Source organism: Sulfitobacter sp. 1A13679 (assembly GCF_043557115.1).
GTDB classification, from domain to species: domain Bacteria; phylum Pseudomonadota; class Alphaproteobacteria; order Rhodobacterales; family Rhodobacteraceae; genus Sulfitobacter; species Sulfitobacter faviae.
The window spans coordinates 1-25,291 of record NZ_JBIFFO010000013.1; the positions used below are offsets into that span (position 1 = coordinate 1).

General features: G+C 63.1%; 28 protein-coding genes and 1 pseudogene. 16 read left to right on the plus strand and 13 right to left on the minus strand.

Features of this window, described 5'->3' with window-relative positions; all coding sequences use genetic code 11:
* Positions 1-77 precede the first annotated feature (77 nt).
* The 10 genes and pseudogenes from ACGYLA_RS11385 to ACGYLA_RS11430 all read right to left on the minus strand — a co-directional run.
* Positions 78-392: pseudogene (locus ACGYLA_RS11385) on the minus strand (FAD-binding protein); the annotation flags it as partial.
* Positions 393-444: 52 nt separating this feature from the next.
* Positions 445-660 (minus strand): hypothetical protein, encoded by a 216-nt coding sequence (locus ACGYLA_RS11390; protein ID WP_067261889.1) that lies wholly within the window; start codon positions 658-660, stop codon positions 445-447.
* A 53-nt stretch (positions 661-713) separates the two neighbouring features.
* Complete coding sequence (locus tag ACGYLA_RS11395; protein WP_067261891.1) at positions 714-1,493, minus strand: succinate dehydrogenase iron-sulfur subunit; 780 nt, start codon at positions 1,491-1,493, stop codon at positions 714-716.
* A gap of 10 nt (positions 1,494-1,503) precedes the next feature.
* Positions 1,504-1,839 carry a hypothetical protein gene (locus tag ACGYLA_RS11400; RefSeq protein WP_067261893.1) on the minus strand — a complete coding sequence of 112 codons (336 nt, stop codon included), beginning with the start codon at positions 1,837-1,839 and terminating at the stop codon, positions 1,504-1,506.
* Positions 1,839-3,644: a succinate dehydrogenase flavoprotein subunit gene (gene sdhA, locus ACGYLA_RS11405; protein ID WP_209217448.1), complete on the minus strand. Its 1,806-nt coding sequence runs from the start codon at positions 3,642-3,644 to the stop codon at positions 1,839-1,841. The genes ACGYLA_RS11400 and sdhA overlap by 1 nt, the downstream gene beginning before the upstream one ends.
* A 28-nt stretch (positions 3,645-3,672) precedes the next feature.
* Complete coding sequence (gene sdhD / locus ACGYLA_RS11410; RefSeq protein ID WP_132446572.1) at positions 3,673-4,044, minus strand: succinate dehydrogenase, hydrophobic membrane anchor protein; 372 nt, start codon at positions 4,042-4,044, stop codon at positions 3,673-3,675.
* An 11-nt stretch (positions 4,045-4,055) separates the two neighbouring features.
* Positions 4,056-4,439 (minus strand): succinate dehydrogenase, cytochrome b556 subunit, encoded by a 384-nt coding sequence (gene sdhC, locus ACGYLA_RS11415; protein WP_067261898.1) that lies wholly within the window; start codon positions 4,437-4,439, stop codon positions 4,056-4,058.
* A 252-nt stretch (positions 4,440-4,691) separates the two neighbouring features.
* Positions 4,692-5,654 (minus strand): malate dehydrogenase, encoded by a 963-nt coding sequence (gene mdh / locus ACGYLA_RS11420; protein WP_067261933.1) that lies wholly within the window; start codon positions 5,652-5,654, stop codon positions 4,692-4,694.
* A gap of 154 nt (positions 5,655-5,808) precedes the next feature.
* Complete coding sequence (locus ACGYLA_RS11425; RefSeq protein ID WP_394432511.1) at positions 5,809-6,924, minus strand: PRC-barrel domain-containing protein; 1,116 nt, start codon at positions 6,922-6,924, stop codon at positions 5,809-5,811.
* A 177-nt stretch (positions 6,925-7,101) separates the two neighbouring features.
* Positions 7,102-7,428: a hypothetical protein gene (locus tag ACGYLA_RS11430; protein WP_067261901.1), complete on the minus strand. Its 327-nt coding sequence runs from the start codon at positions 7,426-7,428 to the stop codon at positions 7,102-7,104.
* Between the two features lie 32 nt (positions 7,429-7,460).
* Between ACGYLA_RS11430 and ACGYLA_RS11435 the strand changes: the two genes are divergently transcribed.
* From ACGYLA_RS11435 to lpdA, 15 genes are all read left to right on the plus strand, one after another.
* Positions 7,461-7,655: a hypothetical protein gene (locus ACGYLA_RS11435; RefSeq protein WP_394432513.1), complete on the plus strand. Its 195-nt coding sequence runs from the start codon at positions 7,461-7,463 to the stop codon at positions 7,653-7,655.
* A 77-nt stretch (positions 7,656-7,732) separates the two neighbouring features.
* Positions 7,733-8,599, plus strand: a complete 867-nt coding sequence (locus tag ACGYLA_RS11440; RefSeq protein ID WP_394432515.1) for an HpcH/HpaI aldolase/citrate lyase family protein — start codon at positions 7,733-7,735, stop codon at positions 8,597-8,599.
* Entirely contained in the window at positions 8,596-9,153 is a 558-nt protein-coding gene (locus ACGYLA_RS11445) for an NnrU family protein (protein ID WP_394432517.1), read from the plus strand. The genes ACGYLA_RS11440 and ACGYLA_RS11445 overlap by 4 nt, the downstream gene beginning before the upstream one ends.
* A 14-nt stretch (positions 9,154-9,167) precedes the next feature.
* Positions 9,168-9,371, plus strand: coding sequence for a DUF1737 domain-containing protein (locus ACGYLA_RS11450; RefSeq protein ID WP_067261906.1), 204 nt, complete (start codon positions 9,168-9,170; stop codon positions 9,369-9,371).
* Complete coding sequence (locus ACGYLA_RS11455; protein WP_394432519.1) at positions 9,371-10,402, plus strand: MaoC family dehydratase; 1,032 nt, start codon at positions 9,371-9,373, stop codon at positions 10,400-10,402. The genes ACGYLA_RS11450 and ACGYLA_RS11455 overlap by 1 nt, the downstream gene beginning before the upstream one ends.
* Before the next feature lie 223 nt (positions 10,403-10,625).
* A complete protein-coding gene (gene sucC, locus ACGYLA_RS11460) occupies positions 10,626-11,819 on the plus strand; it encodes an ADP-forming succinate--CoA ligase subunit beta (RefSeq protein ID WP_394432521.1) in 1,194 nt (397 codons plus the stop codon).
* 132 nt (positions 11,820-11,951) lie between these two features.
* Positions 11,952-12,245, plus strand: coding sequence for a hypothetical protein (locus ACGYLA_RS11465; protein ID WP_394432523.1), 294 nt, complete (start codon positions 11,952-11,954; stop codon positions 12,243-12,245).
* Positions 12,246-12,318: 73 nt separating this feature from the next.
* The gene (locus ACGYLA_RS11470; RefSeq protein WP_394432525.1) at positions 12,319-13,005 is read left to right on the plus strand and encodes a hypothetical protein; all 687 of its coding nucleotides are present in this window, start codon (positions 12,319-12,321) and stop codon (positions 13,003-13,005) included.
* 52 nt (positions 13,006-13,057) lie between these two features.
* A complete protein-coding gene (sucD, locus tag ACGYLA_RS11475) occupies positions 13,058-13,945 on the plus strand; it encodes a succinate--CoA ligase subunit alpha (protein WP_067261915.1) in 888 nt (295 codons plus the stop codon).
* Between the two features lie 305 nt (positions 13,946-14,250).
* Positions 14,251-17,211 (plus strand): 2-oxoglutarate dehydrogenase E1 component, encoded by a 2,961-nt coding sequence (locus tag ACGYLA_RS11480; protein ID WP_394432527.1) that lies wholly within the window; start codon positions 14,251-14,253, stop codon positions 17,209-17,211.
* A 3-nt stretch (positions 17,212-17,214) separates the two neighbouring features.
* Positions 17,215-18,798: a 2-oxoglutarate dehydrogenase complex dihydrolipoyllysine-residue succinyltransferase gene (gene odhB, locus ACGYLA_RS11485; RefSeq protein ID WP_394432530.1), complete on the plus strand. Its 1,584-nt coding sequence runs from the start codon at positions 17,215-17,217 to the stop codon at positions 18,796-18,798.
* Between the two features lie 79 nt (positions 18,799-18,877).
* A complete protein-coding gene (locus tag ACGYLA_RS11490) occupies positions 18,878-19,261 on the plus strand; it encodes an MAPEG family protein (RefSeq protein ID WP_271691987.1) in 384 nt (127 codons plus the stop codon).
* A gap of 11 nt (positions 19,262-19,272) precedes the next feature.
* Positions 19,273-19,536, plus strand: coding sequence for a hypothetical protein (locus ACGYLA_RS11495; RefSeq protein WP_271689334.1), 264 nt, complete (start codon positions 19,273-19,275; stop codon positions 19,534-19,536).
* Positions 19,533-19,928 (plus strand): MAPEG family protein, encoded by a 396-nt coding sequence (locus ACGYLA_RS11500; RefSeq protein ID WP_394432532.1) that lies wholly within the window; start codon positions 19,533-19,535, stop codon positions 19,926-19,928. Before ACGYLA_RS11495 ends, ACGYLA_RS11500 begins: the two co-directional genes overlap by 4 nt.
* A gap of 94 nt (positions 19,929-20,022) precedes the next feature.
* A complete protein-coding gene (gene lpdA, locus ACGYLA_RS11505) occupies positions 20,023-21,411 on the plus strand; it encodes a dihydrolipoyl dehydrogenase (protein ID WP_394432534.1) in 1,389 nt (462 codons plus the stop codon).
* 415 nt (positions 21,412-21,826) lie between these two features.
* Here lpdA and ACGYLA_RS11510 read toward each other — a convergent pair whose 3' ends face one another.
* From ACGYLA_RS11510 to ACGYLA_RS11520, 3 genes are read right to left on the minus strand one after another with little or no spacing between them, the layout of a single operon-like run.
* Positions 21,827-22,564 carry a lysophospholipid acyltransferase family protein gene (locus ACGYLA_RS11510; RefSeq protein ID WP_394432536.1) on the minus strand — a complete coding sequence of 246 codons (738 nt, stop codon included), beginning with the start codon at positions 22,562-22,564 and terminating at the stop codon, positions 21,827-21,829.
* A complete protein-coding gene (locus ACGYLA_RS11515; protein ID WP_394410833.1) occupies positions 22,561-23,469 on the minus strand; it encodes a cell division protein FtsX in 909 nt (302 codons plus the stop codon). Before ACGYLA_RS11515 ends, ACGYLA_RS11510 begins: the two co-directional genes overlap by 4 nt.
* On the minus strand, positions 23,466-24,143 hold the full coding sequence (locus ACGYLA_RS11520) for a cell division ATP-binding protein FtsE (protein WP_394432538.1): 678 nt from the start codon (positions 24,141-24,143) through the stop codon (positions 23,466-23,468). The genes ACGYLA_RS11515 and ACGYLA_RS11520 overlap by 4 nt, the downstream gene beginning before the upstream one ends.
* A 162-nt stretch (positions 24,144-24,305) precedes the next feature.
* Here ACGYLA_RS11520 and ACGYLA_RS11525 point away from each other — a divergent pair, with 162 nt between their 5' ends.
* Positions 24,306-25,286 carry a zinc-ribbon domain-containing protein gene (locus ACGYLA_RS11525; RefSeq protein ID WP_394432540.1) on the plus strand — a complete coding sequence of 327 codons (981 nt, stop codon included), beginning with the start codon at positions 24,306-24,308 and terminating at the stop codon, positions 25,284-25,286.
* The last annotated feature ends 5 nt before the right edge of the window (positions 25,287-25,291 follow it).

A 25,291-nucleotide genomic window follows, 5' to 3' on the forward strand; every position in this document is an offset into this window, starting at 1 on the left:
CATAAACCACGACGCATAACTGAGGGTGGGTCAAATCTCGGTGAAAATACCGGGTCAGTTCTCAGTGACAATCAACAGCCTGCCGCCCAGTCGATGAACCCTTGCGCGAGCTTGCGGGGATTGGCGTCCTCTGCCCGGTCGAACTGCGCCGAGCCCATCCAGTCGCGATAGGCGAGTTCCGCGCTGTCGCGGATGCCCATGCGGCGCTGTTCGGGCGTGTCGACCATGAAGAGACCGCCGAGCGACCAGAACGCCTGCCCGCCGAGGCTTTGCGGGCCTTCTTGGTCCATGAGCAGCACGCGGCGGCCGCGTAGCACGACCTCATGGGCGGCGATCATGCCGGCCAGACCCGCCCCCACGACGATCACATCTGCTTTGAAACGCTCACCCATTGCTGCCTCCCCTGTTCCCGCAAGCTTGCGGCGGGCTGGGGGCAAAAGCAAGTCACAGACGCGGGGTGTCGAGCCCTTTGAGGCAGCGGTCGGGCGGGCCTTCGCTGCGGTAGGCTTCGGCCCCGCAGGCGACGCAGTGGTATTTGCGCAGCGCGCCCTTGTCCCCCGCCCGGTCTTCGCGCCAGCGGCAGTCCCGCGTGGGCGCGTTGCGACGGGCAAAGATCAGCACGATCACAAAGACGATAACGATGACAAAGGGCAGGATCATGGGAAAAACCAAAGGCCCGGCGCTTGGCCGGGCCTTCCTGTCAGCTTGGGGGATCAGACGGTGCGCTCGACCATCAGTTTCTTGATGTTGGCGATCGCCGCCGCCGGGTTCAGCCCCTTGGGGCAGGTCTTGGCACAGTTCATGATTGTGTGGCAGCGGTAGAGCTTGAAGGGGTCTTCGAGGTCATCCAGACGCTCGCCCGTCGCCTCGTCCCGGCTGTCGATGATCCAGCGGTAGGCATGCAGCAGGGCCGCTGGCCCGAGGTAGCGGTCGCCGTTCCACCAGTAGCTGGGGCAGGAAGTCGAGCAACAGGCGCACATGATGCACTCATACAGACCGTCGAGCTTGGCGCGGTCGTCGATCGACTGTTTCCACTCCTTGCGCGGCTCGGGCGTATCGGTCTCCAGCCACGGCTGGATGCTGGCGTGCTGGGCGTAGAAGTGGGTCAGATCGGGGATCAGGTCCTTAACCACCGGCATATGCGGCAGCGGGTAGATCTTCACCACGCCGTTGATCTCTTCCATGCCGTAAGTGCAGGCCAGCGTGTTGATCCCGTCGATGTTCATCGCGCAAGAGCCACAGATGCCCTCGCGGCAGGAGCGGCGGAAGGTCAGCGTCGGGTCGATCTCGTTCTTGATCTTGATCAACGCGTCGAGAATCATCGGCCCGCAATCGTCCATATCGACGAAATAGGTGTCGAGCGCCGGGTTCTTCCCGTCGTCGGGGTTCCAGCGATAGATGTGGAACTCGCGCAGGTTGGTCGCCCCTTCGGGCTTAGGCCATGTCTTACCGCTGGTCATGCGGGAGTTTTTCGGAAGCGTCAGTTGAACCATTATGCGTCTCCTAAAGCGTCAGACCGGCTGCGGGCGCGGCGGCCAGCAGGCAGGTACGGGTCTCGGGGCGCGACAGGATGGTGCGCACGGTGCCCGCTGTTGTGTCATCCACGCCAACCACGGTGGCGCGGGCCAATTCGCGCAGCTCCAGCGCGTCGGCATTGTCGATGATGCAATCGGTGAAGGGGGTGATCAGCTCTTTCGGCACCTGCGGGAAACGGGTGGCCAGAACCTCGGTCACCACGCCTTTGGAGGTCTGGCGGGCGGTGTCATCCACCGCCTGCTGAACCTCGACACAGGCCGACAGGCCGAGCAGTGTGGCCGCGATGAGTGCTGTGCGGACCATCAATACACCCGTGCCTTGGGGGCGATCTTTTTCATGTCGATGCCGCCTTCATCCTCTTTGGTCAGCGGATCAAGGTGCACGGCGCGGTAGGTCAGCTTGGCATCGTTACCGTCGAACCACGCCAGCGAATGTTTGCGCCATTCGTCGTCGTTCCGGTCCGGGTAATCCTCATGCGCATGCGCGCCCCGGCTCTCTTTCCGCGCGGCGGCGGCGGTGATCGTGGCGGTGGCGTTGGGCATCAGGTTGGTCAGCTCCAGCGTCTCCATCAGGTCGGAGTTCCACACGAGGCTGCGGTCGGTTACATGCAGATCGTTCAGCTTGTCGGCCACGTCGATCATCTTCTTGCGGCCTTCCTCCAGCGTCTTGTCGGTGCGGAAGACGGCGGCATCGGCCTGCATGGTCTTTTGCATCTCAAGGCGCAGTTCGGCTGTCGGCGTGCCGCCCTTGGCATTGCGCAGACCGTCGAAGCGATCGAAAGCCTTCTCGACCGATTTGAGGTTCGGCGCGGGCACCGGGCTGTCGGCGTCGACGATCTTGGCCGCACGGATCGCGGCGGCGCGGCCAAAGACCACGAGGTCGATGAGCGAGTTGGAACCCAGACGGTTCGCCCCATGTACCGAGGCACAGCCCGCCTCGCCCACAGCCATCAGGCCGGGTGCTACGGCATCGGGGTTGTCGGCGGTCGGGTTCAGCACCTCGCCCCAGTAGTTCGTGGGGATGCCGCCCATGTTGTAGTGCACGGTGGGCAGCACCGGGATCGGCTCTTTCGTGAGGTCCACACCGGCAAAGATGCGTGCGGATTCCGAGATGCCCGGCAGGCGCAGGTCCAGCGTCTCCGGCGGCAGGTGGTTGAGGTGCAGGTGGATGTGATCCTTGTTCTCACCCACGCCGCGGCCTTCGCGGATTTCCATGGTCATGCAGCGCGAGACCACGTCGCGCGACGCCAGATCCTTATAGGTCGGCGCATAGCGCTCCATGAAGCGCTCGCCTTCGGAGTTAGTGAGGTAGCCCCCCTCGCCGCGCGCACCTTCGGTGATCAGGCAGCCCGCGCCGTAGATGCCGGTGGGGTGGAACTGGACGAACTCCATGTCTTGCAGCGGCAGACCCGCACGGGCTGCCATGCCGCCGCCGTCGCCGGTGCAGGTATGTGCGGAGGTGGCCGAGAAGTACGCGCGGCCATAGCCGCCTGTCGCCAGCACCACCATCTTGGCGCTGAACAGATGCATGGTGCCGTCGTCAAGCTTCCAGCAGAGCACACCTTGGCAGACACCGTCGTCCGACATGATCAGGTCGATGGCGAAATACTCGATGAAGAATTCCGCGCTTTGCTTCAGCGACTGGCCGTAGAGCGTGTGCAGGATCGCGTGGCCAGTCCGGTCAGCGGCGGCGCAGGTACGCTGCACGGGCGGGCCTTCGCCAAATTCGGTGGTGTGGCCGCCGAAAGGACGCTGGTAGATTTTGCCCTCTTCGGTGCGCGAGAAGGGCACGCCGTAATGCTCAAGCTCGTAAACCGCCTTGGGCGCTTCGCGGGCGAGGTATTCCATCGCGTCGGTATCGCCCAGCCAGTCCGAGCCCTTGACCGTGTCATACATATGCCACTGCCAGTTGTCGGGGCCCATGTTGCTCAAGGACGCGGCGATGCCGCCCTGCGCGGCCACGGTGTGGCTGCGGGTCGGGAACACCTTAGAGATACAGGCCGTGCGCAGCCCCTGCTCCGCCATGCCCAAAGTCGCGCGCAGACCAGCACCGCCTGCCCCCACCACGACAACGTCATATTCGTGGGTTTCGTATTCATATGCTGCCATTTAATCGGTCTCCCGTTTGGGCGTATTGTTACAGGGCGAGCTTGGCGATGGCGAAAACGCCGACCGCTGCTGCGCCGTAGCTGATGATGGTCATCACGATGAGGGCGACTTTGTTGGCCAGCCCATGGACATAGTCCTCGATCAGCACCTGCACGCCGTCATTGAAATGTTTAAAGCCCACGATCAGCGTCAGCGCCGCCACGATGGCCGGGAAAGGACGCGCGTAATAGGCAAGGATCTCTTCATATGTGCCGCCAAGCGCGCTGCCGAAGGTAAAGACGAACAGCGGGATCAGCACCAACAGCGCCAGCGAAGAGACTTTCATCGCCCAGAAATGCGCGGTGCCGGTTTTCGCCGAGCCAAGGCCGCGGGCGCGTTTGCGATCTGTCATGTATGCCATGGTGTCGCTCCTCAAACGATGATGATGGTCAGGATGGTCAGCACGACCGATCCGATCAGCACGGTCCAGCCCAGCTTTTCCGCGGTGGGGATATCGAGCATGCGGCCCGTGTCCCAGATCAGGTGCCGCACACCGGCCAGCGTGTGATACCACAGGCCCAAGAGCGACAGGGTAAAGACCAGATCACCGAACCAGCTGGTCATGATCCCGTTCACCGTGTCGAAATACTCAAGCGACGTGGCCGCGGCGAGGAACCACCACACGATCAGCAGCGCGGTGATCAGCATCGCGTTGCCGGTGATCCGGGTGAGAATCGACGTCATGGAAGTCAATTGGGGGCGATAAATCGTCAAATGCGGGGATAGCGGGCGGTTACCCCGGTTCACATCGGCCATGGCGCGGTCCTTTGTCCTGTGCTTTGTCCTGTGCTTTGCATCTTGATAGCGGTTTTTACAGGACTGTCACGGGGAACTGCGGGGAATCTGCGGGGTTTGGCCGGTGTTTCGGTGGAAAAATGACAGAGTGATGTGGTCCTGCCCGTTTTTGTGATCACAGCAGATTATCGTGTGATCACAAACCTACCCCACCCCCGAACGAAAAAGCGCGCCCCGATTGGGACGCGCTTTCGAACTCATATGCCTTGAGGCTTAGGCGAGGCTCTCGTCGATGCCTTTGCAAGCTTCGACCAGACCTTTGACCGCGTTAACGGAGTTGTCGAACATCGCCTGCTCGTCTTTGTTCATCGAAATCTCGACGACACGCTCAACACCGCCTGCGCCGATCACGGTGGGCACGCCAACGTAGAAGCCGTTCAAGCCGTAGGCCCCATCGACATGCGCCGCCGCAGGCAGCACGCGTTTCTGGTCCTTGAGATAGGCTTCGGCCATCTCGATTGCCGACGTGGCGGGCGCATAGAAAGCCGACCCGGTCTTCAGCAGGCCCACGATCTCGGCGCCGCCGTCACGGGTACGCTGCACGATCGCATCGAGCTTGTCCTGCGTGGTCCAGCCCATCTTAACCAGATCCGGCAGCGGGATGCCTGCGACGGTGGAGTAACGCACCAGCGGCACCATCGTGTCGCCGTGACCGCCCAGAACGAAGGCAGTGACGTCTTTCATCGAGACGTTGAACTCGGTTGCGAGGAAGTGGCGGAAACGCGCGCTATCCAGCACGCCAGCCATGCCGCAAACCTTGTTGTGCGGCAGGCCCGAGAATTCGCGCAGCGCCCAGACCATCGCATCGAGCGGGTTGGTGATGCAGATCACGAAGGCGTCGGGGGCGTGCTTGGCAATGCCCTCGCCCACGGATTTCATAACCTTGAGGTTGATGCCCAGCAGGTCATCGCGGCTCATGCCCGGCTTGCGCGCCACACCGGCGGTGACGATGCAGACGTCCGCGCCCGCGATGTCGGCGTAGTCTTGCGTGCCCGACATGGTGGCGTCGAACTTGCCCGAGGGGCCCGACGACGCGATATCAAGAGCTTTGCCCTCAGGGGTGCCCTCGGCAATGTCGAACAGGACGACATCGCCCAATTCTTTCAACGCTGCGAGATGGGCGAGAGTGCCGCCGATTTGCCCCGCGCCAATAAGCGCGATTTTGGGTCTGGCCATGGTCATGTCTCCGACAGAGGTTTCATTTGCGCCGGAGATACCGAAATGCACGGTCCCGTGCAAGTTGCAGCATTGGCGGGCGGCTAACCGCTGCTCTCACCACGAAAAAGGCCGCCCCGAGGGGCGGCCAATTGCTGAACTTTAAGGCGAAGAATTAGTCGCCTTGGTACTCAGGCTGCGATTCCAGACGCTCTTCGGTGCTGTCGATGTAGATGCGCACGTCGTCGCCTTCCACGTTTTGCAGAACCTGAAGTTCGTCAAATGTCACGGCCACCGGCTTTTCGCCCAGACCAAGGAAACCGCCCACGTTGATGACCACACGGTCAATCTGGCCGTTGTCGCCGATCAGCAGCGAGTCGATTTCACCGACGGTCTCATCGTTGGCGCCATAGACATAGGAGCCTTCGAGGTCTTCGGCGCTCATCTGCTCGATCATCTCGGCTTCGGCGTTGGCATAGCCTTCACGCTCAACTTCGGGGCGCGGCAGCAGTTCACGCTCAACGGTTTCGTCACCTGTGATCACGGTGGTGTTGGCTTCGGCTTCGTTGACAGCTTCTTCTGTCTCGGCTTCGGCGTTCTCCATCATGGTTTCGGCTTCTTGCGCCATTTCCTCGGATTCGGCCTCTACGTCATTGGCCATCTCTTCGGTCTCGGCTTCAAGGTTCTCGGCCGTGTTCTCGGTGTCTTGCACCAGTTCCTCGGTCTCGGCCTCTACGTCATTGGCCATTTCCTCGGTCTCGGCTTCGATATCGTTCGCCATCTCTTCGGCTTCGGTCTCGCCATTGATCACGGTGACGTTCGCGTCAGTCTCGTTCATGGCGTCGCCTTCCATCCGCTCGCCATCCATCATGGGACGTTCGAACTCAGGCGCCTGCTCCAGCATCTCTTTCGAGGTGTTCACAACGAGGAAGCGCTCGCCGCCTTCGTCGTTCAGGATGCGAATCTTGTCCATGGAGATGGAAACGTCACGTTCGCCCATGCCAAGGAAGCCGCCGATGCCGAGGATAACGGCAGTCACTTCGCCGTCCTGCGAGACGATGATGTCGTTAATTTCACCAATATCATCCCACTCCTGCTCGGCGCCATCGGCAACGGGGGTGGCCGCGTCAACTTCGGCTTCGGAGTTGTAGATGCGCATGCCGATCAGGTCGGATGCAAGGAAATCTGTCTGCTCTACGGCAACGTTGCCAAAGCCTTCGGAATGCGCGTCAGCAAAGGCTGCGCCGGTCATGGTCAATACGATGGCCGTCGTGCTCAGAAAACGTTTCATTGTAGGTCTCCTTCCAAAAATGAGCGTTGCTTGCTCTTCTGGAACCACAACCCGGATGGCCCTCTCCAGTTCCACAGCGGCACAAATAAATGGCGGGACTTCGCCCAAGCAGCGGCAGGCCCCAAACATAGAAAAGGCGGCCCTAGGCCGCCCGCGCTTCCCCGATATATTCCGCCCTCAGGCGTCTTCGCCCTTGGCGGGCAACTCCTCCGCCAGCGCCTCGAACCCTTGGCCCGAGGCGACAAGACAGGTGATACCGTTGACCCCGGTGACCGTGATCGTCCAACTGCCCGTCTGGTCAGAGGCGAAAACCTCAACCACCGCATTATCGCCGCCCAGCCCCATGGACTGGCGCGTCTCGCCATACCCATCCGCTAGCCGCAGCACCACATGATCGCGCGGCGCGCAATTGCGCGGCGTCTGCGCCTCGGTCGTGGTGGCCAGCACAATCGCCGAAGCCGCGGTGAGCGCCGCGAGGTGAAGAAATTTAACGAAACCTGTCATAGCATCTGCCTTCGCATCGAAAGGCGTGATCCTTGGTGGATGGCAATGCGCCGTCTTTCGCACCGGCCCCCAAAGCAGCCTTGGTTGAAATGATTGCATCCGCTGCGCTGGAAACTGCCGCAGATGCGATGCAACTGACAGTGCGCCCCAAGGCTGAAAGACTGGTTAATCCGCCGCGCGGAAATCACCGCAACAGCTTCGCTGCGTCGCGGCATGTTTTGCCTTGAAGTTTTCGCACAAAAATGCCCCTCTGTGCGCAATAATGTTAGGCGGCCAGTACGCCGCCCTGCCCGAGGAGCCTTTCATGACCGCCACAACCCGCCCCCTGCGTTCCGTTCTCTACATTCCGGGCTCCAAGCCCCGTGCCTTGGACAAAGCCCGCGGATTGGCCTGCGACGCGGTGATCTTCGACCTCGAAGATGCCGTCTCCCCCGATGAGAAGGTCGCTGCACGTGAAACATTGGCCGAGGCACTGGCCGAAGGCGGCTACGGCGCGCGGATGCGGGTGGTGCGGATCAACGGGCTCGATACCGAATGGGGCGCCGATGACGCCCGCGCCGCCGCCGCAATGAACCCCGATGCGATTCTCCTGCCCAAAGTCGGCTCCCCCGCCGATCTCGAAGCGCTGGCCGAGATCGTGGGCGACATCCCCCTTTGGGCGATGATGGAAACCCCCGGCGCCATGCTCAACGCCGCCGCCATCGCCGGACACCGCCAGTTGCAGGCCATGGTCATGGGCACCAACGATCTGGCGAAAGACCTGCAAACCCGCTTCCGCCCCGACCGGCTGCCGCTGATCACCGGCCTCGGGCTTTGCCTGCTGGCCGCCAAAGCGCATGGCGTGGCGATCATCGACGGGGTGTATAATGCGTTCAAAGACGAAGACGGGCTGCGCGCCGAATGCGAACAGGGCCGCGACATGGGGTTCGACGGCAAAACGCTGATCCACCCCGCGCAGCTCGACATCGCGAATGCGGCCTTCACCCCGTCAGAGGAAGAAGCCGCCCTCGCCCGCCGCCAGATCGACGCCTATGAAGAGGCGCAGGCCGCAGGTCAGGGCGTGGCGGTCGTCGATGGTAAAATCGTGGAAAATCTCCATGTTGCCACCGCCCGCGAAACACTGGCAAAACTGGCGGCAATTGCAGCCATGAGCCCGGAGCCTTCGCCATGACAATCCTCATCCTCGGCCTGATCCTTTGGATCGGGGCCCATCTCTTCAAACGCCTGATGCCTGCCCAACGGGCGCAGATGGGCACCGCGGGCCGGGGCGCGGTGGCCGCCGCATTGGTCGTGGCGCTGGCCCTCATCATCTGGGGCTATCGCGCGGCGGAGTTCATTCCGGTCTGGACCCCGCCGAGCTTCTTCATCCACATCAACAACCTGTTGATGGTGCTGGCCTTCTGGGTCTTCGGCTCCAGCGCCGCCAAGGGCGCCAAGGCATGGCCCGCCTATAAAACCCGCCATCCGCAACTGCTGGCGGTGAAAATCTGGGCCACGGCACACCTTCTGGTCAACGGCGATCTCGCCTCCATCCTGCTCTTTGGCACCATGCTGGGCTGGGCGGTGAGCGAAGTGATCCTGATCAACCGCGCCGAGCCGGGCTGGACACCTCCGCCCCACGCAGGCCGCGCCACCTATATCCGCCTCATCGTGATCTCCACGATCCTCTTCGTTCTCGTCGCCGGCATTCACACATGGCTCGGCGTCCTTCCCTTCCCCCATTGATCCCGGAGCCTTCCATGAAAGTTTACCGCTTCCTCTCCGAAGAAGACACATCCGCCTTTTGCCACAAGGTCACCGACGCGCTGAACAAAGGTTGGGAGCTTTACGGCTCTCCCACCCAAACATGGGACCACAAGGCCGGGGTCATGCGCTGCGGCCAAGCCGTGGTGAAAGACGCCCCCGGCACCTATTCGCCCGACACCAAATTGGGCGAGCAGTGATGAGCAAGACCAACCGGGGCCGCTTTTTCGAAGACTACAAACTGGGCGAGGTGCTGCATCACGCGGTGCCCCGCACAGTCGGCGCGGGCGAACGTGCGCTCTATCACGCGCTCTACCCCGCGCGGCACGCGCTCTATTCCGCCGACAGTTTCGCCCAGTCCTGCGGGCTGAAGGCCAGCCCGCTCGACGATATGATCGCCTTTCACATCGTCTTTGGCAAAACCGTGCCGGATGTCTCGCTCAATGCCGTGGCCAATCTGGGCTATGCCCAAGGCCGCTGGCTGCGCCCCGTCTGGCCCGGCGACACGCTGCGCGCGGAAAGCGAGGTCATCGGCCTCAAGCAAAACTCCAATGGCAAGACCGGCGTCGTCTGGGTCCGCACCACCGGGTTGAACCAGAATGACGAAACGGTGCTCGACTATGTCCGCTGGGTCATGGTGCGCAAAGGTGACCTCGACGCCCCCGCGCCCGAAACCACCCTGCCGGACCTGCCCGATGCGCTGACCGTGGATCAATTGCACATCCCGCAGGGCCTCGACTTTACCAATTATGACTTCGCCCGCGCCGGGGAGCCGCACCGCTGGGACGATTATGAGGTCGGCGAAAAGATCGACCATGTCGACGGTGTTACGATTGAGGAAGCCGAGCACATGATGGCCACGCGCCTGTGGCAGAACACGGCCAAGGTGCATTTCGACACCTCCGCCCGCCCCGATGGCTCGCGGCTGATCTATGGCGGCCATGTAATCTCCATGGCGCGGGCGCTGTCCTTCAACGGGCTGGCCAATGCGCAAATGGTCGTGGGGCTGAACGGCGGCGCCCATGCCAACCCCTGCCTTGCGGGCGATACCGTCCGTGCCTGGACCGAAGTGCTCGATAAGGCCGAGACTGCGGCCCCCGGTGTCGGTGCGCTGCGTCTGCGCCTTGTGGCGACCAAGTGCGGCGCCCCCTTCGAGCTGCGCGATGAGGCCGGGAAATACCGCTCCGAGGTTTTTCTTGACCTCGATTACTGGGCGCTCATGCCGCGCTAAGCAGCCGGTCCGCCCCTCCGGTGGGGCGGCCTATCCCCCCTTATTCAAGCAAAAATCAGCCGATTCGGAGCCGCTGAGCGGAAATGTGATCACACGTAATTATCGTGTGATCACAAAACTCATTTTTAGCTGGCCAAACCCGGCTTTCTCCGAAAAAACCCTTACAGGAACGAAAGTCATCCCCATACTACGGGGCAACTGGAACAGAAACGGGACCGTTTTCATGAACATCCACGAATATCAGGCAAAAGCCCTCCTGCGCAGCTATGGCGCCCCTGTCTCCGACGGCCGCGTTGTGCTGAAGGCAGAAGACGCCAAGAACGCAGCCGGCGAAATGGACGGGCCCCTCTGGGTTGTCAAAGCGCAGATTCACGCAGGCGGTCGCGGCAAGGGCAGCTTCAAAGAAGCCGCCGCTGGCGAAAAGGGCGGCGTGCGCCTGGCCAAATCCGTGGAAGAAGCGGCCGAGGAAGCCAAGAAGATGCTGGGCAAAACACTGGTCACGCACCAGACCGGCCCGGCAGGCAAACAGGTCAACCGCATCTACATCGAAGACGGCTCCGACATTGAGCGCGAGCTGTACCTCGCCCTGCTGGTTGATCGCCAGACCAGCCGCATCTCCTTTGTCTGCTCCACCGAAGGCGGCATGGACATCGAAGAAGTCGCCGAAGCGACACCTGAGAAAATTCTGAGCTTCTCCGTCGACCCGGCCACCGGCTACCAGCCCTACCACGGCCGCCGCGTTGCCTTCTCGCTGGGTCTTGAGGACGCCGCCGTCAAGCAATGCGTCAAGCTGATGGGTCAACTCTACAAAGCCTTCATCGAGAAGGACATGGAGATGCTCGAGATCAACCCGCTGATCGTCATGCCCGGCAACGAACTCAAGGTGCTCGACGCCAAGGTTGGTTTCGACGGCAATGCTATGTACCGCCAGCCCGACATCGCCAACCTGCGCGACGAGACCGAGGAAGACGCCAAGGAACTCGAAGCCTCCAAGTATGACCTGAACTACATCGCGCTCGACGGTGAGATCGGCTGCATGGTGAACGGCGCGGGCCTTGCGATGGCGACCATGGACATCATCAAGCTTTACGGTGCGGAGCCGGCCAACTTCCTCGACGTGGGCGGTGGCGCGACGAAAGAGAAGGTGACCGAAGCTTTCAAGATCATCACCTCCGATGAGAACGTCAAAGGCATCCTCGTGAACATCTTCGGCGGCATCATGCGCTGTGACGTCATCGCCGAAGGCGTTGTCGCCGCGGTGAAAGAGGTCGGCCTGCAAGTGCCGCTGGTTGTCCGTCTCGAAGGCACCAATGTCGAAGAAGGCAAGGCGATCATCAACAACTCCGGTCTCGACGTCATCGCCGCCGACGACCTGAAGGATGGCGCGCAGAAGATCGTGAAAGCGGTCAAAGGCTAAGCCTTTTTGGCCGTTCCCGCAGGGCTTCGCGCAGCGGGCATGGCCTATATCACCGTTCCCGCCGCCATGCGGCGGCGGGGGCAGATGCGACGACACCGCGCCGCGCCCACCCGATCACGCAATGAGGTCAGTATGGATCAATCTCCCAAATCCTCCCCCGTTTTGACGGGTATTGCGCTATTGGGGGCGGGCATTCTGATCCGGCAATGGCAACCCGGCGCCCTGCGCCTGCCCGAACCGGTCAACCGCCGTCGCCACGACCGCGGGCTGCGCCGCGCAGCGCGGAAATCCCGTGACGGGCTGGCGATGATCCTGCCGTCGAACCTCACCGGCTCCATCGGCCGCAGCCTGATGATCATGGGCGCGGGCCTGCTGACCCTGCGGGTGCTGGACCTGCTGGTCGATCAAGATGAGCAGCTTTACTGATGCCCGTGCTGTCGCTCGCCCCCTTTATTCAACATGCGGCCAAGCGCGACAGCGCCCCGCGAAAGGCGGGCCTATGACACAGGCGCTTGCCTCTTCCCGCGCGGGCTGGTGGGTGATCCTTGCCCTGATCCTGGCCTTTGCCGCGCAGATGGTCGTTGTGAACGGCCTGCCCGCCGCCACTCAAACCACGCTACTGGCCGAAGGCGGCTTTTACGAAAGCCTCTCCGTCGTGGGTTACATCCTTTGCATTCTCGCATTGGTCTGGACCCTGCGCGGCGCGGTGTTGCGGGTCTGGTATCTGCCGCTGGTGCTGGCGGTCATGGCAGCGCGCGAATTGGACCTCGACAAAAGCCTTTTCACCCGCGGCCTGTTCAAAGCCCGCCAGTATACCGGTGAGGGTGTCCCGCTGGGCGAGCGGCTAATCGCCGCGCTGATCCTTGCGCTGATCGTCACCGCGATCCTGCTGATGCTTCGGCGTCACGCCCGGCCCTATCTCACGGCCCTGTTTCGGGGCCGCGCTTGGGCGGGGGCCGTCCTGCTGGGGATCGGCTTCACCGTCGCTTACAAACTGATCGACGGCATCGCGCGCAAACTCGCCCCCTTGGGGATCGAGGTCAGCGCCGATGCCGAACGCACCGCCTTCGTCGTCGAGGAGATCGGGGAGCTTGGCATCCCGGTCATGTTCCTCGTCGCCATCCTGCTGTGGCCCGGCCCTGCGCCTGCCACGGCCCATCCCACCAACCGGGCGCACCGCGTCTGACGCCCCCGGGGCCTGCCCCCGGGATTAAACATCACCGACCAAGGAAGAAATCATGGCCGTACTAGTCAACGAAAACACCAAAGTCATCTGTCAGGGTCTGACCGGCTCGCAGGGGACGTTCCACACCGAACAGGCCATCGCCTATGGCACCAAGATGGTCGGCGGCGTGACCCCGGGCAAAGGCGGTCAAACGCATCTCGACCTGCCGGTCTTCAACTCCGTGCACGAAGCCAAACACGCGACCGAGGCCAATGCCTCCGTGATCTACGTCCCGCCCCCCTTCGCCGCCGACTCGATCCTTGAGGCAATCGACGCCGAGATGGAGCTGATCGTCTGCATCACCGAAGGCATCCCGGTGCTCGACATGGCCCGCGTCGCCCGCGCGCTCGAAGGTTCCAAGTCGCGCCTCATCGGCCCGAACTGCCCCGGTGTCATCACACCCGACGCCTGCAAGATCGGCATCATGCCGGGCCACATCCACCGTCGCGGCTCCGTCGGCGTCGTGTCCCGCTCGGGCACGCTGACCTATGAGGCCGTGAAGCAGACCACCGACATGGGCCTCGGCCAGTCCTCCGCCGTAGGCATCGGCGGCGACCCGATCAAAGGGACCGAGCATATCGACGTGCTGGAGATGTTCCTTGCCGATGACGAAACACAGTCGATCATCATGATCGGCGAAATCGGCGGCTCCGCCGAAGAGGAAGCGGCACAGTTCCTCGCCGATGAGAAGAAGAAGGGCCGCTGGAAGCCCACCGCTGGTTTCATCGCAGGCCGGACCGCCCCTCCCGGACGCCGCATGGGCCACGCAGGCGCGATCGTCGCCGGTGGCAAGGGCGACGCGGAGAGCAAGATCGAAGCGATGAAAGAAGCCGGGATCGTGGTCGCCGACAGCCCCGCCACACTGGGCGAAGCGGTCAAAGAAGCGATCGACAAAGGCTGATGCCTGCCGGGCGGGCCATGGCCCGCCCATTGACCCACTCCGCAAAGCACTATGTTTTGCGGGGTCTTGATAAAAACCACCCGGCGTCGCCGACAGCGAAGGAGGGCAAGATGCACATTCAGACCGCGGTCAATCTCTGCCCGCTTTCGCCCGGCGCCGGCCCGCGGGCAAACGCCCGATCCGGCGGCCTCGCAGGGCCCTGCACCTCCGCCTTCGATACCTATGGCCCCCCGCCCCGGGCCTGACTATAGACCGACCCTGATTCTGACCCTGTCCCGTCTGCCCCGCCGAACAAAGGTGACCCAATGACCGACCAACCCGCCAACGAACAATTCCACGCCTCTTCCTTTATGGAAGGCGACAACGCGGAATATCTTGAGGCGATGTACGCCCGCTATGCCAACGATCCCAACGCGGTTGACGAGGCATGGCAAACGTTCTTTGCGGCGATGGGCGATGACGCCGAAACCGCGCAAGCCGAGGCCGCTGGCCCCTCTTGGGCACGCCCCGATTGGCCCCCCGCCCCGCAGAGCGAGGTGATGGGCGCGCTGACCGGCGTCTGGCCCGAACCGACCGAGGCGAAGGCCGCAGGCGAGAAGATCAAGAAAAAGGCCGAGGAAAAGGGCGTGCCCGTTTCCGACGATCAAATCCGCGCCGCCGTGCTCGACAGTATCCGCGCGCTCATGCTGATCCGCGCCTACCGCATTCGTGGCCACCTCGCCGCCACGCTCGACCCTCTGGGCATGCGCGACATGGGCGAACAGCCCGAGCTTGACCCCAAGTCCTACGGTTTCACCGATGCCGACATGGACCGCCCGATCTTCATCGACAATGTGCTCGGCCTCGAAGTGGCCACCATGAAGCAGATCGTCGGCATCGTCCGCTCGACCTACTGCGGCACCTTCGCGCTGCAATATATGCATATCTCCGACCCCGAACAGGCCGGTTGGTTGAAAGAGCGGATCGAAGGCTACGGCAAGGAAATCGCCTTTACCAAGGAAGGCCGCAAGGCAATCCTGAGCAAGCTGGTCGAAGCCGAAGGTTTCGAAAAATTCCTCCACGTCAAATACATGGGCACCAAACGTTTCGGCCTCGATGGCGGCGAAAGCCTTGTCCCGGCGATGGAGCAGATCATCAAGCGCGGCGGCCAGTTGGGCGTCAAGGACATCGTCATCGGGATGCCCCACCGGGGCCGCCTCTCGGTCCTTGCCAACGTCATGCAAAAGCCCTACCGCGCGATCTTTAACGAATTCCAAGGCGGCAGCTTCAAACCCGACGATGTGGATGGCTCGGGCGATGTGAAATACCACCTCGGCGCCTCCTCGGACCGTGAGTTTGACGGCAACTCCGTGCACCTGTCGCTCACCGCGAACCCCTCCCACCTTGAGGCGGTGAACCCCGTGGTGCTGGGGAAGGTCCGCGCCAAGCAGGATCAACTCAACGACGAAGACCGCACCGCCGTCATGCCCGTGCTTCTGCACGGTGACGCGGCTTTTGCGGGCCAAGGTGTCGTGGCCGAATGTTTCGCGCTGTCGGGCCTCAAGGGGCACAAAACCGGCGGCACCATGCATATCGTGGTGAACAACCAGATCGGTTTCACCACCGCGCCGCATTTCTCGCGCTCCTCCCCCTATCCGACCGACAACGCGCTTGTGGTCGAGGCGCCGATCTTCCACGTCAACGGCGATGACCCCGAAGCCGTGGTCCACGCCGCCCGCGTCGCCACCGAGTTCCGCCAGAAGTTCCACAAGGACGTGGTCATCGACATCTTCTGCTACCGCCGCTTCGGTCACAACGAAGGCGATGAGCCGATGTTCACCAACCCGGTGATGTACAAGAGCGTCAAGAAACAGAAAACCACGCTGAGCCTTTATACCTCGCGTCTGGTGGCCGACGGTCTGATCCCCGAGGGTGAGATCGAAGACATGAAGACCGCCTTCCAGAACCATCTGAATGATGAGTTCGAGGCCGGGAAAGACTACCGCCCGAACAAGGCCGACTGGCTCGACGGCAAGTGGTCCGGCATGGACAAAAAGAACAAGTCCTACCAACGCGGCAAAACCGCCATTGCCCCCGAAACGCTGCAAGATGTCGGCAAGGCGATCACCACCGCGCCCGAGGGCTTCCCGCTGCACAAGACCATCGGCCGTCTGCTCGACGCGAAAAAGAAGATGTTCGAAAGCGGTGAGGGCTTCGACTGGGCCACGGCAGAGGCGCTCGCCTTCGGCTCCCTGCTGACCGAGGGGTACAAGGTCCGTCTGTCGGGTCAGGACAGCACGCGCGGCACCTTCAGCCAACGGCACTCGGCCTTCATCAACCAAGAGAACGAAGACCGTTACTACCCGCTGAACCACATCCGCGAAGGTCAGGCCGAATATGAGGTCATCGACTCCATGCTCAGCGAATATGCGGTGCTGGGCTTTGAATACGGCTACTCGTTGGCCGAACCCAATGCGCTGACGCTTTGGGAGGCGCAGTTCGGCGACTTCGCCAATGGCGCGCAGATCATGTTCGACCAGTTCATCTCAAGCGGGGAGAGCAAATGGCTGCGGATGTCGGGCCTCGTCTGCCTGATGCCGCATGGCTATGAGGGTCAGGGGCCCGAGCACTCCTCGGCCCGTCTGGAGCGTTTCCTCACCATGTGCGGCGGCGACAACTGGATCGTGGCGAACTGCACCACGCCCGCCAACTACTTCCACATCCTGCGCCGCCAGCTGCACCGCAGCTACCGCAAGCCGCTGATGTTGATGACGCCCAAGTCGCTGCTGCGCCACAAGCTGGCCATCAGCAAGGCCGATGAATTCACCACTGGGTCAAGCTTCCACCGAGTGCTCTGGGATGACGCCGAAAAGGGCAACTCCGACACCAAACTGGTCGCGGATGACGAGATCAAGCGCGTGGTGATGTGTTCGGGCAAGGTCTATTACGACCTGCTGGAAGAGCGTGACGCCCGCGGCATCGACGACATCTACCTCCTGCGCTTCGAGCAGTTCTACCCCTTCCCCGCGCAATCCGCCGTGAAGGAGCTGGAACGCTTCAAAGGGGCCGAGATGATCTGGTGTCAGGAAGAGCCCAAGAACCAAGGTGCATGGTCCTTCATCGAGCCCAATATTGAATGGGTTCTGGGCCGCATCGACGCGAAACATGGCCGCGCCTCCTATGTGGGCCGCGCCACTTCGGCCTCGCCCGCCACGGGTCTGGCCAGCCAGCACAAAGCACAACAAGCCGCCCTCGTTGACGAGGCGCTGACCATCAAAGGAAAGTAAACCATGACAAGCGAAGTACGCGTCCCGACGCTGGGCGAATCCGTCACAGAAGCCACCGTTGCCACATGGTTCAAGAAACCCGGCGATACCGTTGCGGTGGATGAAATGCTCTGCGAGCTGGAAACCGACAAGGTCACCGTCGAAGTGCCCAGCCCCGTCGCTGGCACCCTGAGCGAGATCGTGGCGCAGGAAGGCGACACCGTGGGTGTCGACGCCCTTCTGGCCAATGTCAGCGAAGGCGACAGCGGCACCGCCGCCGCGCCCAAGGCCAAGGAAGCCGCCGAAGATGCCGGTGCCGCCTCCCAGTCCGACCGTGGCGGCGATGCGCCCAAAGCAATCGACGCAGGCGCTACCGAAGTCGCCGCCCGCGAAGGTCAAAGCATCGACGTGCAGGTGCCCACCTTGGGCGAGTCGGTGACCGAAGCGACTGTGAGCACTTGGTTCAAAAAGGTCGGCGACAAGGTCGAAGCCGATGAAATGCTCTGCGAGTTGGAGACCGACAAAGTTAGCGTCGAAGTCCCCGCCCCCGCCGCAGGCGTGCTGGCCGAAATCTTTGCCGAAGAAGGCAGCACAGTCGAAGCGTCCGCCACGCTGGCCGCGCTGACCACCGGCGCAGGCGCTGCTGCCCCCAAGGGTGAAGACGCCAAATCCGGTGCCGGTGCCGCGCCTGAGACCAAGCCCGCCGATGGCAAAGATGTCGAAGACGCGCCTTCCGCCAAGAAAGCGATGGCCGAAGCAGGCATCAGCCGCGATCAGGTCACAGCTTCGGGCCGTGACGGTCGCGTGATGAAGGAAGACGTGACCAAAGCCGTGGCCGCAGGCGCCTCCGCGCCGAAAGCCGAGGCGAAGCCGGCCGCGCCGCGCGCTGCCTCCGCCCCCGATGACGCCGCCCGCGAAGAGCGCGTCAAGATGACCCGCCTCAAGCAGACCATGGCGCGCCGCCTGAAGGAAGCGCAGAACACCGCCGCGATCCTGACGACCTTCAACGAGGTCGACATGACCGAGGTCATGGCCCTGCGCAACGCCTACAAGGCCGACTTCGAGAAGAAGCACGGCGTGCGGATGGGCTTCATGTCCTTCTTCACCAAGGCCTGCTGCCACGCGCTGAAAGAGATCCCCGAGGTCAACGCCGAGATCGACGGCACCGACGTGATCTACAAGAACTACGTCCACATGGGCGTCGCCGCGGGCACGCCCACGGGTCTTGTGGTGCCGGTGATCAAAGACGCCGACGCGATGTCCTTTGCCGAGATCGAGAAGGCCGTGAACGCCATGGGCAAGAAAGCCCGTGACGGCAAGCTGACCATGGCCGACATGACCGGCGGCACCTTCACCATCTCCAACGGCGGTGTCTACGGCTCGCTGATGACCGCGCCGATCCTGAACCCGCCGCAGTCCGGCATCCTCGGCATGGCCAAGATTCAGGACCGCCCGATGGCGATCAACGGTGAGGTCGTGATCCGTCCGATGATGTATATCTCGCTCAGCTACGACCACCGCCTGATCGACGGCAAAGGTGCTGTGACCTTCCTCGTCCGCGTCAAAGAGATGCTGGAAGATCCGCGCCGTCTGTTGATGGATCTGTGATACTATGGGCGGGGGGCGACCCCCGCCCTATCTACCTGTGGACCCGTGGGTTTTCCCACATAGCGAAAGGACACAGACCATGAGTGAAACCACCCTCCTCGCCGCCTATGGCCTTCTGGTCATGCTTACGATCCTCTTGCAGGTGTTGGGCGCGACCCGGCAACTCTCGATGGGCTACCTGATGTCCTCGCGCGACGAGACGCGCACCACAACCGGGATGACCGCCCGTCTGGGCCGCGCGCTTGATAACTCTGTCGTGGCCATGGCGATCTTCGCCCCCGCCGTGCTGCTGGTCGAGATCATGGGCCGCAACAACAGCGCCACCTTGCTCGCCGCACAGGTCTTTTTGCTGGCGCGGATCATCTATTTGATCGTCTACGCCCTCGGCGTGCCGACGATCCGCACGCTGGCGTGGCTCGCAGGCTATGCCGCCACCGCCGTTCTTTATTTCCACGCGCTCTGAAAGGCATTCCCATGCAGATGATCTGCCACTTCGACGTCACCGATTTCGCCGCTTGGAAAGACGCATTCGACGCCGATGCCGAGGCGCGGCGCAATGCGGGGCTCTCGGTGCTGCAAATCTGGCAACACGCCGACAGCAGCAGCAAAGCCTCCGTTCTCTTGGATGTGAACGACCGCAAAAAGGCCGATGACTGGCTCGCCCGCTCCGATGCGCTCAGCAGCGATGACAAGGGCACCGTGACCAGTTCCACCGCCTATTTCGTGAAATCCGCATGAGCGCCGAGCTGACCGTTCTGACCCTCGCGGCACTGTTGCAAGGGCTGCAATTCGTGCTCTACGCCGTGCCCGCCAACCGCGAGCTTGGCCCCGGCTACACCATGTCGGCGCGCGACCGTGAGCCTTCGCAGGCCATGAGCGACCGCACCGCCCGTCTGGGCCGCGCGATGAACAACCATTTCGAGGGGCTGATCCTTTTCGGCATCGCCGTGGGCGTTGTGCAGATGTCGGCCCAGAACACCGCCTTCACCGCCGCCTGCGCTTGGGTCTATCTCATCGCTCGGCTGCTCTATATCCCGGCCTACGCGATGGGCCTGCGCCCACACCGGTCGTTCATCTGGATCGTCGGTTTCGCCGCGACCATGCTGATGCTGCTGGCGGCCCTCGTTTAACCCTATCCCCAAACACCCGCAGGCAGCGGCGCTTGCACCTGAAACCCGCGCCTCATACCTTGCCTGCACCACCCGACTGCTAAGGAGACCCCCCATGTCGAGCTATGATGTCATCGTGATCGGCTCCGGCCCCGGCGGCTATGTCGCCGCCATCCGTTGCGCGCAACTGGGCCTGAAAACCGCCTGTGTCGAAGGCCGTGAGACCCTCGGCGGCACCTGCCTCAACGTGGGCTGCATCCCCTCCAAGGCGCTGCTGCACGCCACGCATATGCTGCATGAGGCCGAGCATAATTTCGAAGAGATGGGTCTGAAGGCGAAAGCGCCGACCGTCGATTGGAAGCAGATGCTGACCTACAAAGACAAGACGATCGAGACCAACACCAAGGGCATCGAATTTCTGTTCAAGAAGAACAAGATCGACTGGCTCAAGGGCTGGGGTTCGATCCCCGAGGCGGGCAAGGTCAAGGTCGGCGATGAGGTCCATGAGGCCAAGAACATCATCATCGCCTCCGGCTCTGAAGCCGCAGGGCTGCCGGGCGTCGAGGTCGATGAGAAGACCGTCGTGACCTCCACCGGCGCGCTGGAACTGGGCAAAATCCCCAAGAAGATGGTGGTGATTGGCGCGGGCGTGATCGGGCTGGAACTGGGCAGCGTCTATGCCCGTCTCGGCACCGAGATTACGGTCGTCGAATATCTTGACGTGATCACCCCCGGCATGGACCCCGAGGTGCAAAAGACCTTCCAGCGGATGCTGAAAAAGCAGGGTCTGAACTTCGTCATGGGCGCTGCCGTGCAGAAGACCGAAGTCGCCAAGGGCAAAGCCACGGTCAGCTATAAGCTGCGCAAGGACGACAGCGAACACGAGATCGAAGCCGATGCCGTACTCGTCGCCACAGGCCGCAAGCCGGTAGTCAAAGGCATGGGTCTGGACGATCTCGGCATCAAGATGACTGAGCGCGGCCAGATCGCTGTCAACGAGCATTGGGAGACCTCCGTCAAAGGCGTCTATGCCATCGGTGACGTGATCGAAGGCCCGATGCTGGCGCATAAGGCCGAGGACGAAGGCATGGCCGCCGCCGAAGTCATCGCGGGCAAGCATGGCCATGTAAACTACGGCGTGATCCCCGGCGTGATCTACACCCACCCGGAAGTCGCCAGCGTGGGCGAAACCGAGGCGACGCTGAAGGAAGCGGGCCGCCCCTATAAGGTCGGCAAGTTCTCCTTCATGGGCAACGCGCGGGCCAAGGCGGTCTTTGCCGGCGACGGTTTCGTCAAGCTCATCGCCGATAAGGAGACCGACCGCATCCTCGGCTGCCACATCATCGGCCCCGGCGCGGGCGACCTGATCCACGAGGTCTGCGTGGCGATGGAATTCGGTGCCTCGGCGCAGGATTTGGCGATGACCTGCCACGCGCACCCGACCTATTCCGAAGCCGTGCGCGAAGCCGCACTGGCCTGCGGCGACGGGCCGATCCACATGTAAAACGAGGGGGCGGGCCAAGGGTCCGCCCCTTTTCGTTGCGCAGGCGGCGCACGCTGCGGCTATCGCGCGTTAGCACCCCTGCCGTAAAACCACCCCCGTCGCGACATTCACGGAAGATGAGGCCCTTCGCGGGTCATGTCGATACGTAGAGACATGCAGGGTGACGCCTGTCTTTTCCACCTCCCCCGGCGGCGCCGCCACTTTAACGGCTTCCTGAATATCTAAGATTGCAGCCTGCGAAACCATCGTTTCAGCGGGCACTACGGCATGCCGACAAGTCGCGGAGGGCAGCGCCGACCCGCGGGGTGGTGCTGAAAGCGCCGCCCCAGGGGGGCGGGTCGGCGCTGCCCGGCCTGCGGCCGGGCGGGTCATTCCGAGAGCCCCTCGAAGACCAAAAAAAGCGAGCGCCCCGCGCCTACCCCGCCTCCGTAGGCCGCCACCCTGCCTCGCGCAGCAGCGCGTCGGAATGGCTCTCCACCTCCTGCTCCAACCGCGCCATGAAAGCGCGCTTGTCCAGCCCCGGATCGATCGGCTCCAGAAACTCCACCACGGCCAAGCCCGGGCGGCGGTAGAGGCCCCGGCGCGGCCAGAAGTAGCCCGCATTGGTCGCCGCAGGCACGCAGAGCTGCCCCAGTTGATCGTAAAGCACCGCCGTGCCAACTTTGTAAGGCGCGCTCAGCCCCGGGGCGACGCGGGTGCCTTGGGAATAGATCACGATCTGCCCCGGCTCCACCCGGCCCGCGTTTACGTCTCCCATCATCTTGGTGATCGCCTGCCCGCGCTTGCCCCGGTTCACGGCGATCATCTGCATCCGCTTGGTGTACTGCCCGATCACCGGCGTCCAAAGCACCTCGCGCTTCATGATGAACTTGGCCCGCGGCAGGGCGTGGAAGATCATGATGATATCGAGGAACGATTGATGTTTGGCCGCGATCAGAACCTCACCCTCGGGGACTTGGCCGCGCACTTCGCAGCGCAAGCCGATCAGCCAACGCGCCGTCCACATGGCCCAAGCGGCATAGGCTTTGCAGCCCGCATAGGCCCCGCGTTTGGAGAACATCGCCCAAGGCGCGAAGGCCAGCCCGATCACCGGCATCGCCACGGTCACCTGCACGATATAAAGGATCGAGCGGACCCACTGCAGCAGCTTCATGTCAACTCCCTCAATGTACGCCGCGCGGCGGCCCCGGTGGCGACAAAGGCGACCGCGCCGACAAGGAATGGCACCATCAGCGGCACCGCCCAATGCCAGCCTTGGAAGCCCAAGCCGGTCAAGAATCCGCCCGCCTCGCCCGCGTCAGGCAGCAACACCACCGCGATCATGCCCAAAGCCGTGCCCGCCGCCGCACCCAGCAGCGCGCGCAGGGTGAAACGGCGGATGAAGGCCCGCGCGATATAATCATCGGTCGCCCCCACCAACCTCAGCACCGCGATCACCTGCGCATTGGCCGCAAGCGCCGCCTGCGCGGCAAGCGTCACCATCGCGGCCACCGCAGCACCGATCAACAGCGTCGAAATCCAGCCCAAGAGGCGCAGGCGGCTCGCCGCCGCGACCAGCGGCGCGCGCCAGCGGCTGTGATCGTCAAGCACCGCGCCCGGCACCTCAGCCGAGAGACGCAGGCGCAGGCCCACGGGGTCCAACCCCTCACCCTCCTCGACCACTTCGATCAGGCGCGGCACCGGCAGGTTCTCCATCGCCAATTCCGGGCCGAACCACGGGGCGAGCAGCTCTTCTTGTTCCGCATCCGTCAGGGCACGGGCCGAGGCGACGCCCTTGGTCGTCTGCAATACCTTCAAGGCCGCCTCCGTCTGGGCCGCGCGTTGGTCCAGCGGCGCCACGATCCGCACCGTCGCCGACTGCGCCAACTCCTGCCCCCAGACCTGCGCCAAACGGCCCGATGCCAGCGACAGCGCCAAGGCAAAGACCGCCAGAAAGGCCATCGCCGCCGCTGCGAAAAGCGTCAGTTGTGCGGTGAAACCCGAAGGCGGCACAACGCGGTCGGCCTGCCGGTCGCCTTTGAAAATCGCGCGCAAGGCGCCCAGATCGAAACGCTTCACAGATCCGCCCCCGCCAGTTGAATGCGCCGGTTCGCGATGCGCAAGACGCGGGCCTGCACATGCGCCTTGGTGGCGCGGATCAGGCCCAGATCATGGGTGGCGATCAACACGGTCTTGCCCATGCGGTTCAACTCGATCAGCAGCCGGAGCAGCCGCTGGGACATGTCCCAGTCGATGTTCCCCGTCGGCTCATCCGCCAAGATCACATCGGGCGACATGATCACCGCGCGCGCCAATGCGGCCCGTTGCCGCTCCCCGCCCGAGAGCTCAGGCGGCAGAGCGTCGGCGCGGTTGGTGAGGCCCACCCAAGACATCAATTCTTCCAGATCTGTGCCCCCCGCCTCGGCCCCGCGGCCCGAGACATTAAGCGGCAGGGCCACATTCTCGGTCAGGGGGAGATGGTCGAGGAATTTCACGTCTTGGTGCACCACGCCGACACGGCGGCGCATCAGCGCGATGTCATCGCGCCCCAGCCCGCGCACGTCCTGCCCAAACAGCCGCAGATGCCCCGCCGTGGGCAAAAGCGCACCGTAGCAGAGCTTCATCAAGGTGGTCTTGCCCGCGCCCGAGGGGCCGGTCAGAAAATGGAACGATCCGGGGGCGAGTTTCAGCGTGATGTCGGACAGCAATTCGCCCCCGCCATAGCTGTAGGCCACATTTTCGAGCTCTATCACGCATCCACCTTAAAAAACTTCGACCTGTTGTGCCTCAGCACCGGAAAGGATTCAATCACTCAGAACCCCAGCACCCTGCCCAGATATCACTTTTCCTACGTTATTCTAGGACATATGCTGCCCGTTACGATCTCAGAGCACCGAACGAACCCAGGAATGACCATGCGGCTGATCTGCCCCAACTGCGACGCGCAATACGAAGTCCCCGACGATGTGATGCCGGCGGCGGGGCGTGATGTGCAATGTTCCAACTGCGGGCAGACGTGGTTCCAGCATCACCCCGACAATGCGCCAGAGGCCGAAGAGGATGATTTCGCCGACGACGTGATGCGGATGAAGCAGCGCGGCTCGGATGAGGACACGGAAGCCGCCGCAGCGGCCAGCCTGCCCGATTTGCAACCCTTCGGCGATGAAGAGGAAGACGCGCCCTTTGAAGACGATCAAGACGACGACTTCGAAGACGAATTCGACCCCGAGGAGGAAACGCCCCAACCCGCCCCCGCCGCGCCGGTGCGCCGCCCCCTCGACCCCGCCATCGCCGAGATCCTCCGCCAAGAGGCCGCGGCAGAGCAAGAAGCCCGCCGCCGCCGCCAGTCGGAACCGCTGGAAAGCCAGCCGGATCTTGGCCTAGACGACGCGCCCCGGCCCCAGCCGCAGCAGGCCCCCGAGATCGCCGCAGAAGACCATGTGACCGAGGATGAAGACGCCCGCCGCGCCCATGAGGCGCGCCTGCGCATGGCCAAGATGCGCGGAGAGCCGGTCCCGGAAAGCGAGGTCGACGCCTATGGCAGCGCCTCGCGCCGCGATCTTCTGCCCGATATCGAAGAGATTAACTCGACCCTGCGCCATGACGGGCAAGAGGGCGCGCATGCCGGGCCCACCCCCACCGCCGCGCTCGACCGCCCCGAAAAGCCGCAGAAATCCGGCGGGTTCATGCGTGGGTTCACCATAATGATCGTCTTGGCCGCCATCCTCGCGGCGGTCTATGTCTACGCGCCCGAGATCGCGCAATCCCTGCCGCAGGCCGATCCCTATCTGTCATCCTATGTGGCATGGATGGACGATGCGCGGCTCTGGCTCGACGGGCAGTTGCAAGACCTGCTGGTCTGGCTCGACACCGTGGCGACCCAGTCGCAGGGTTAATCCCG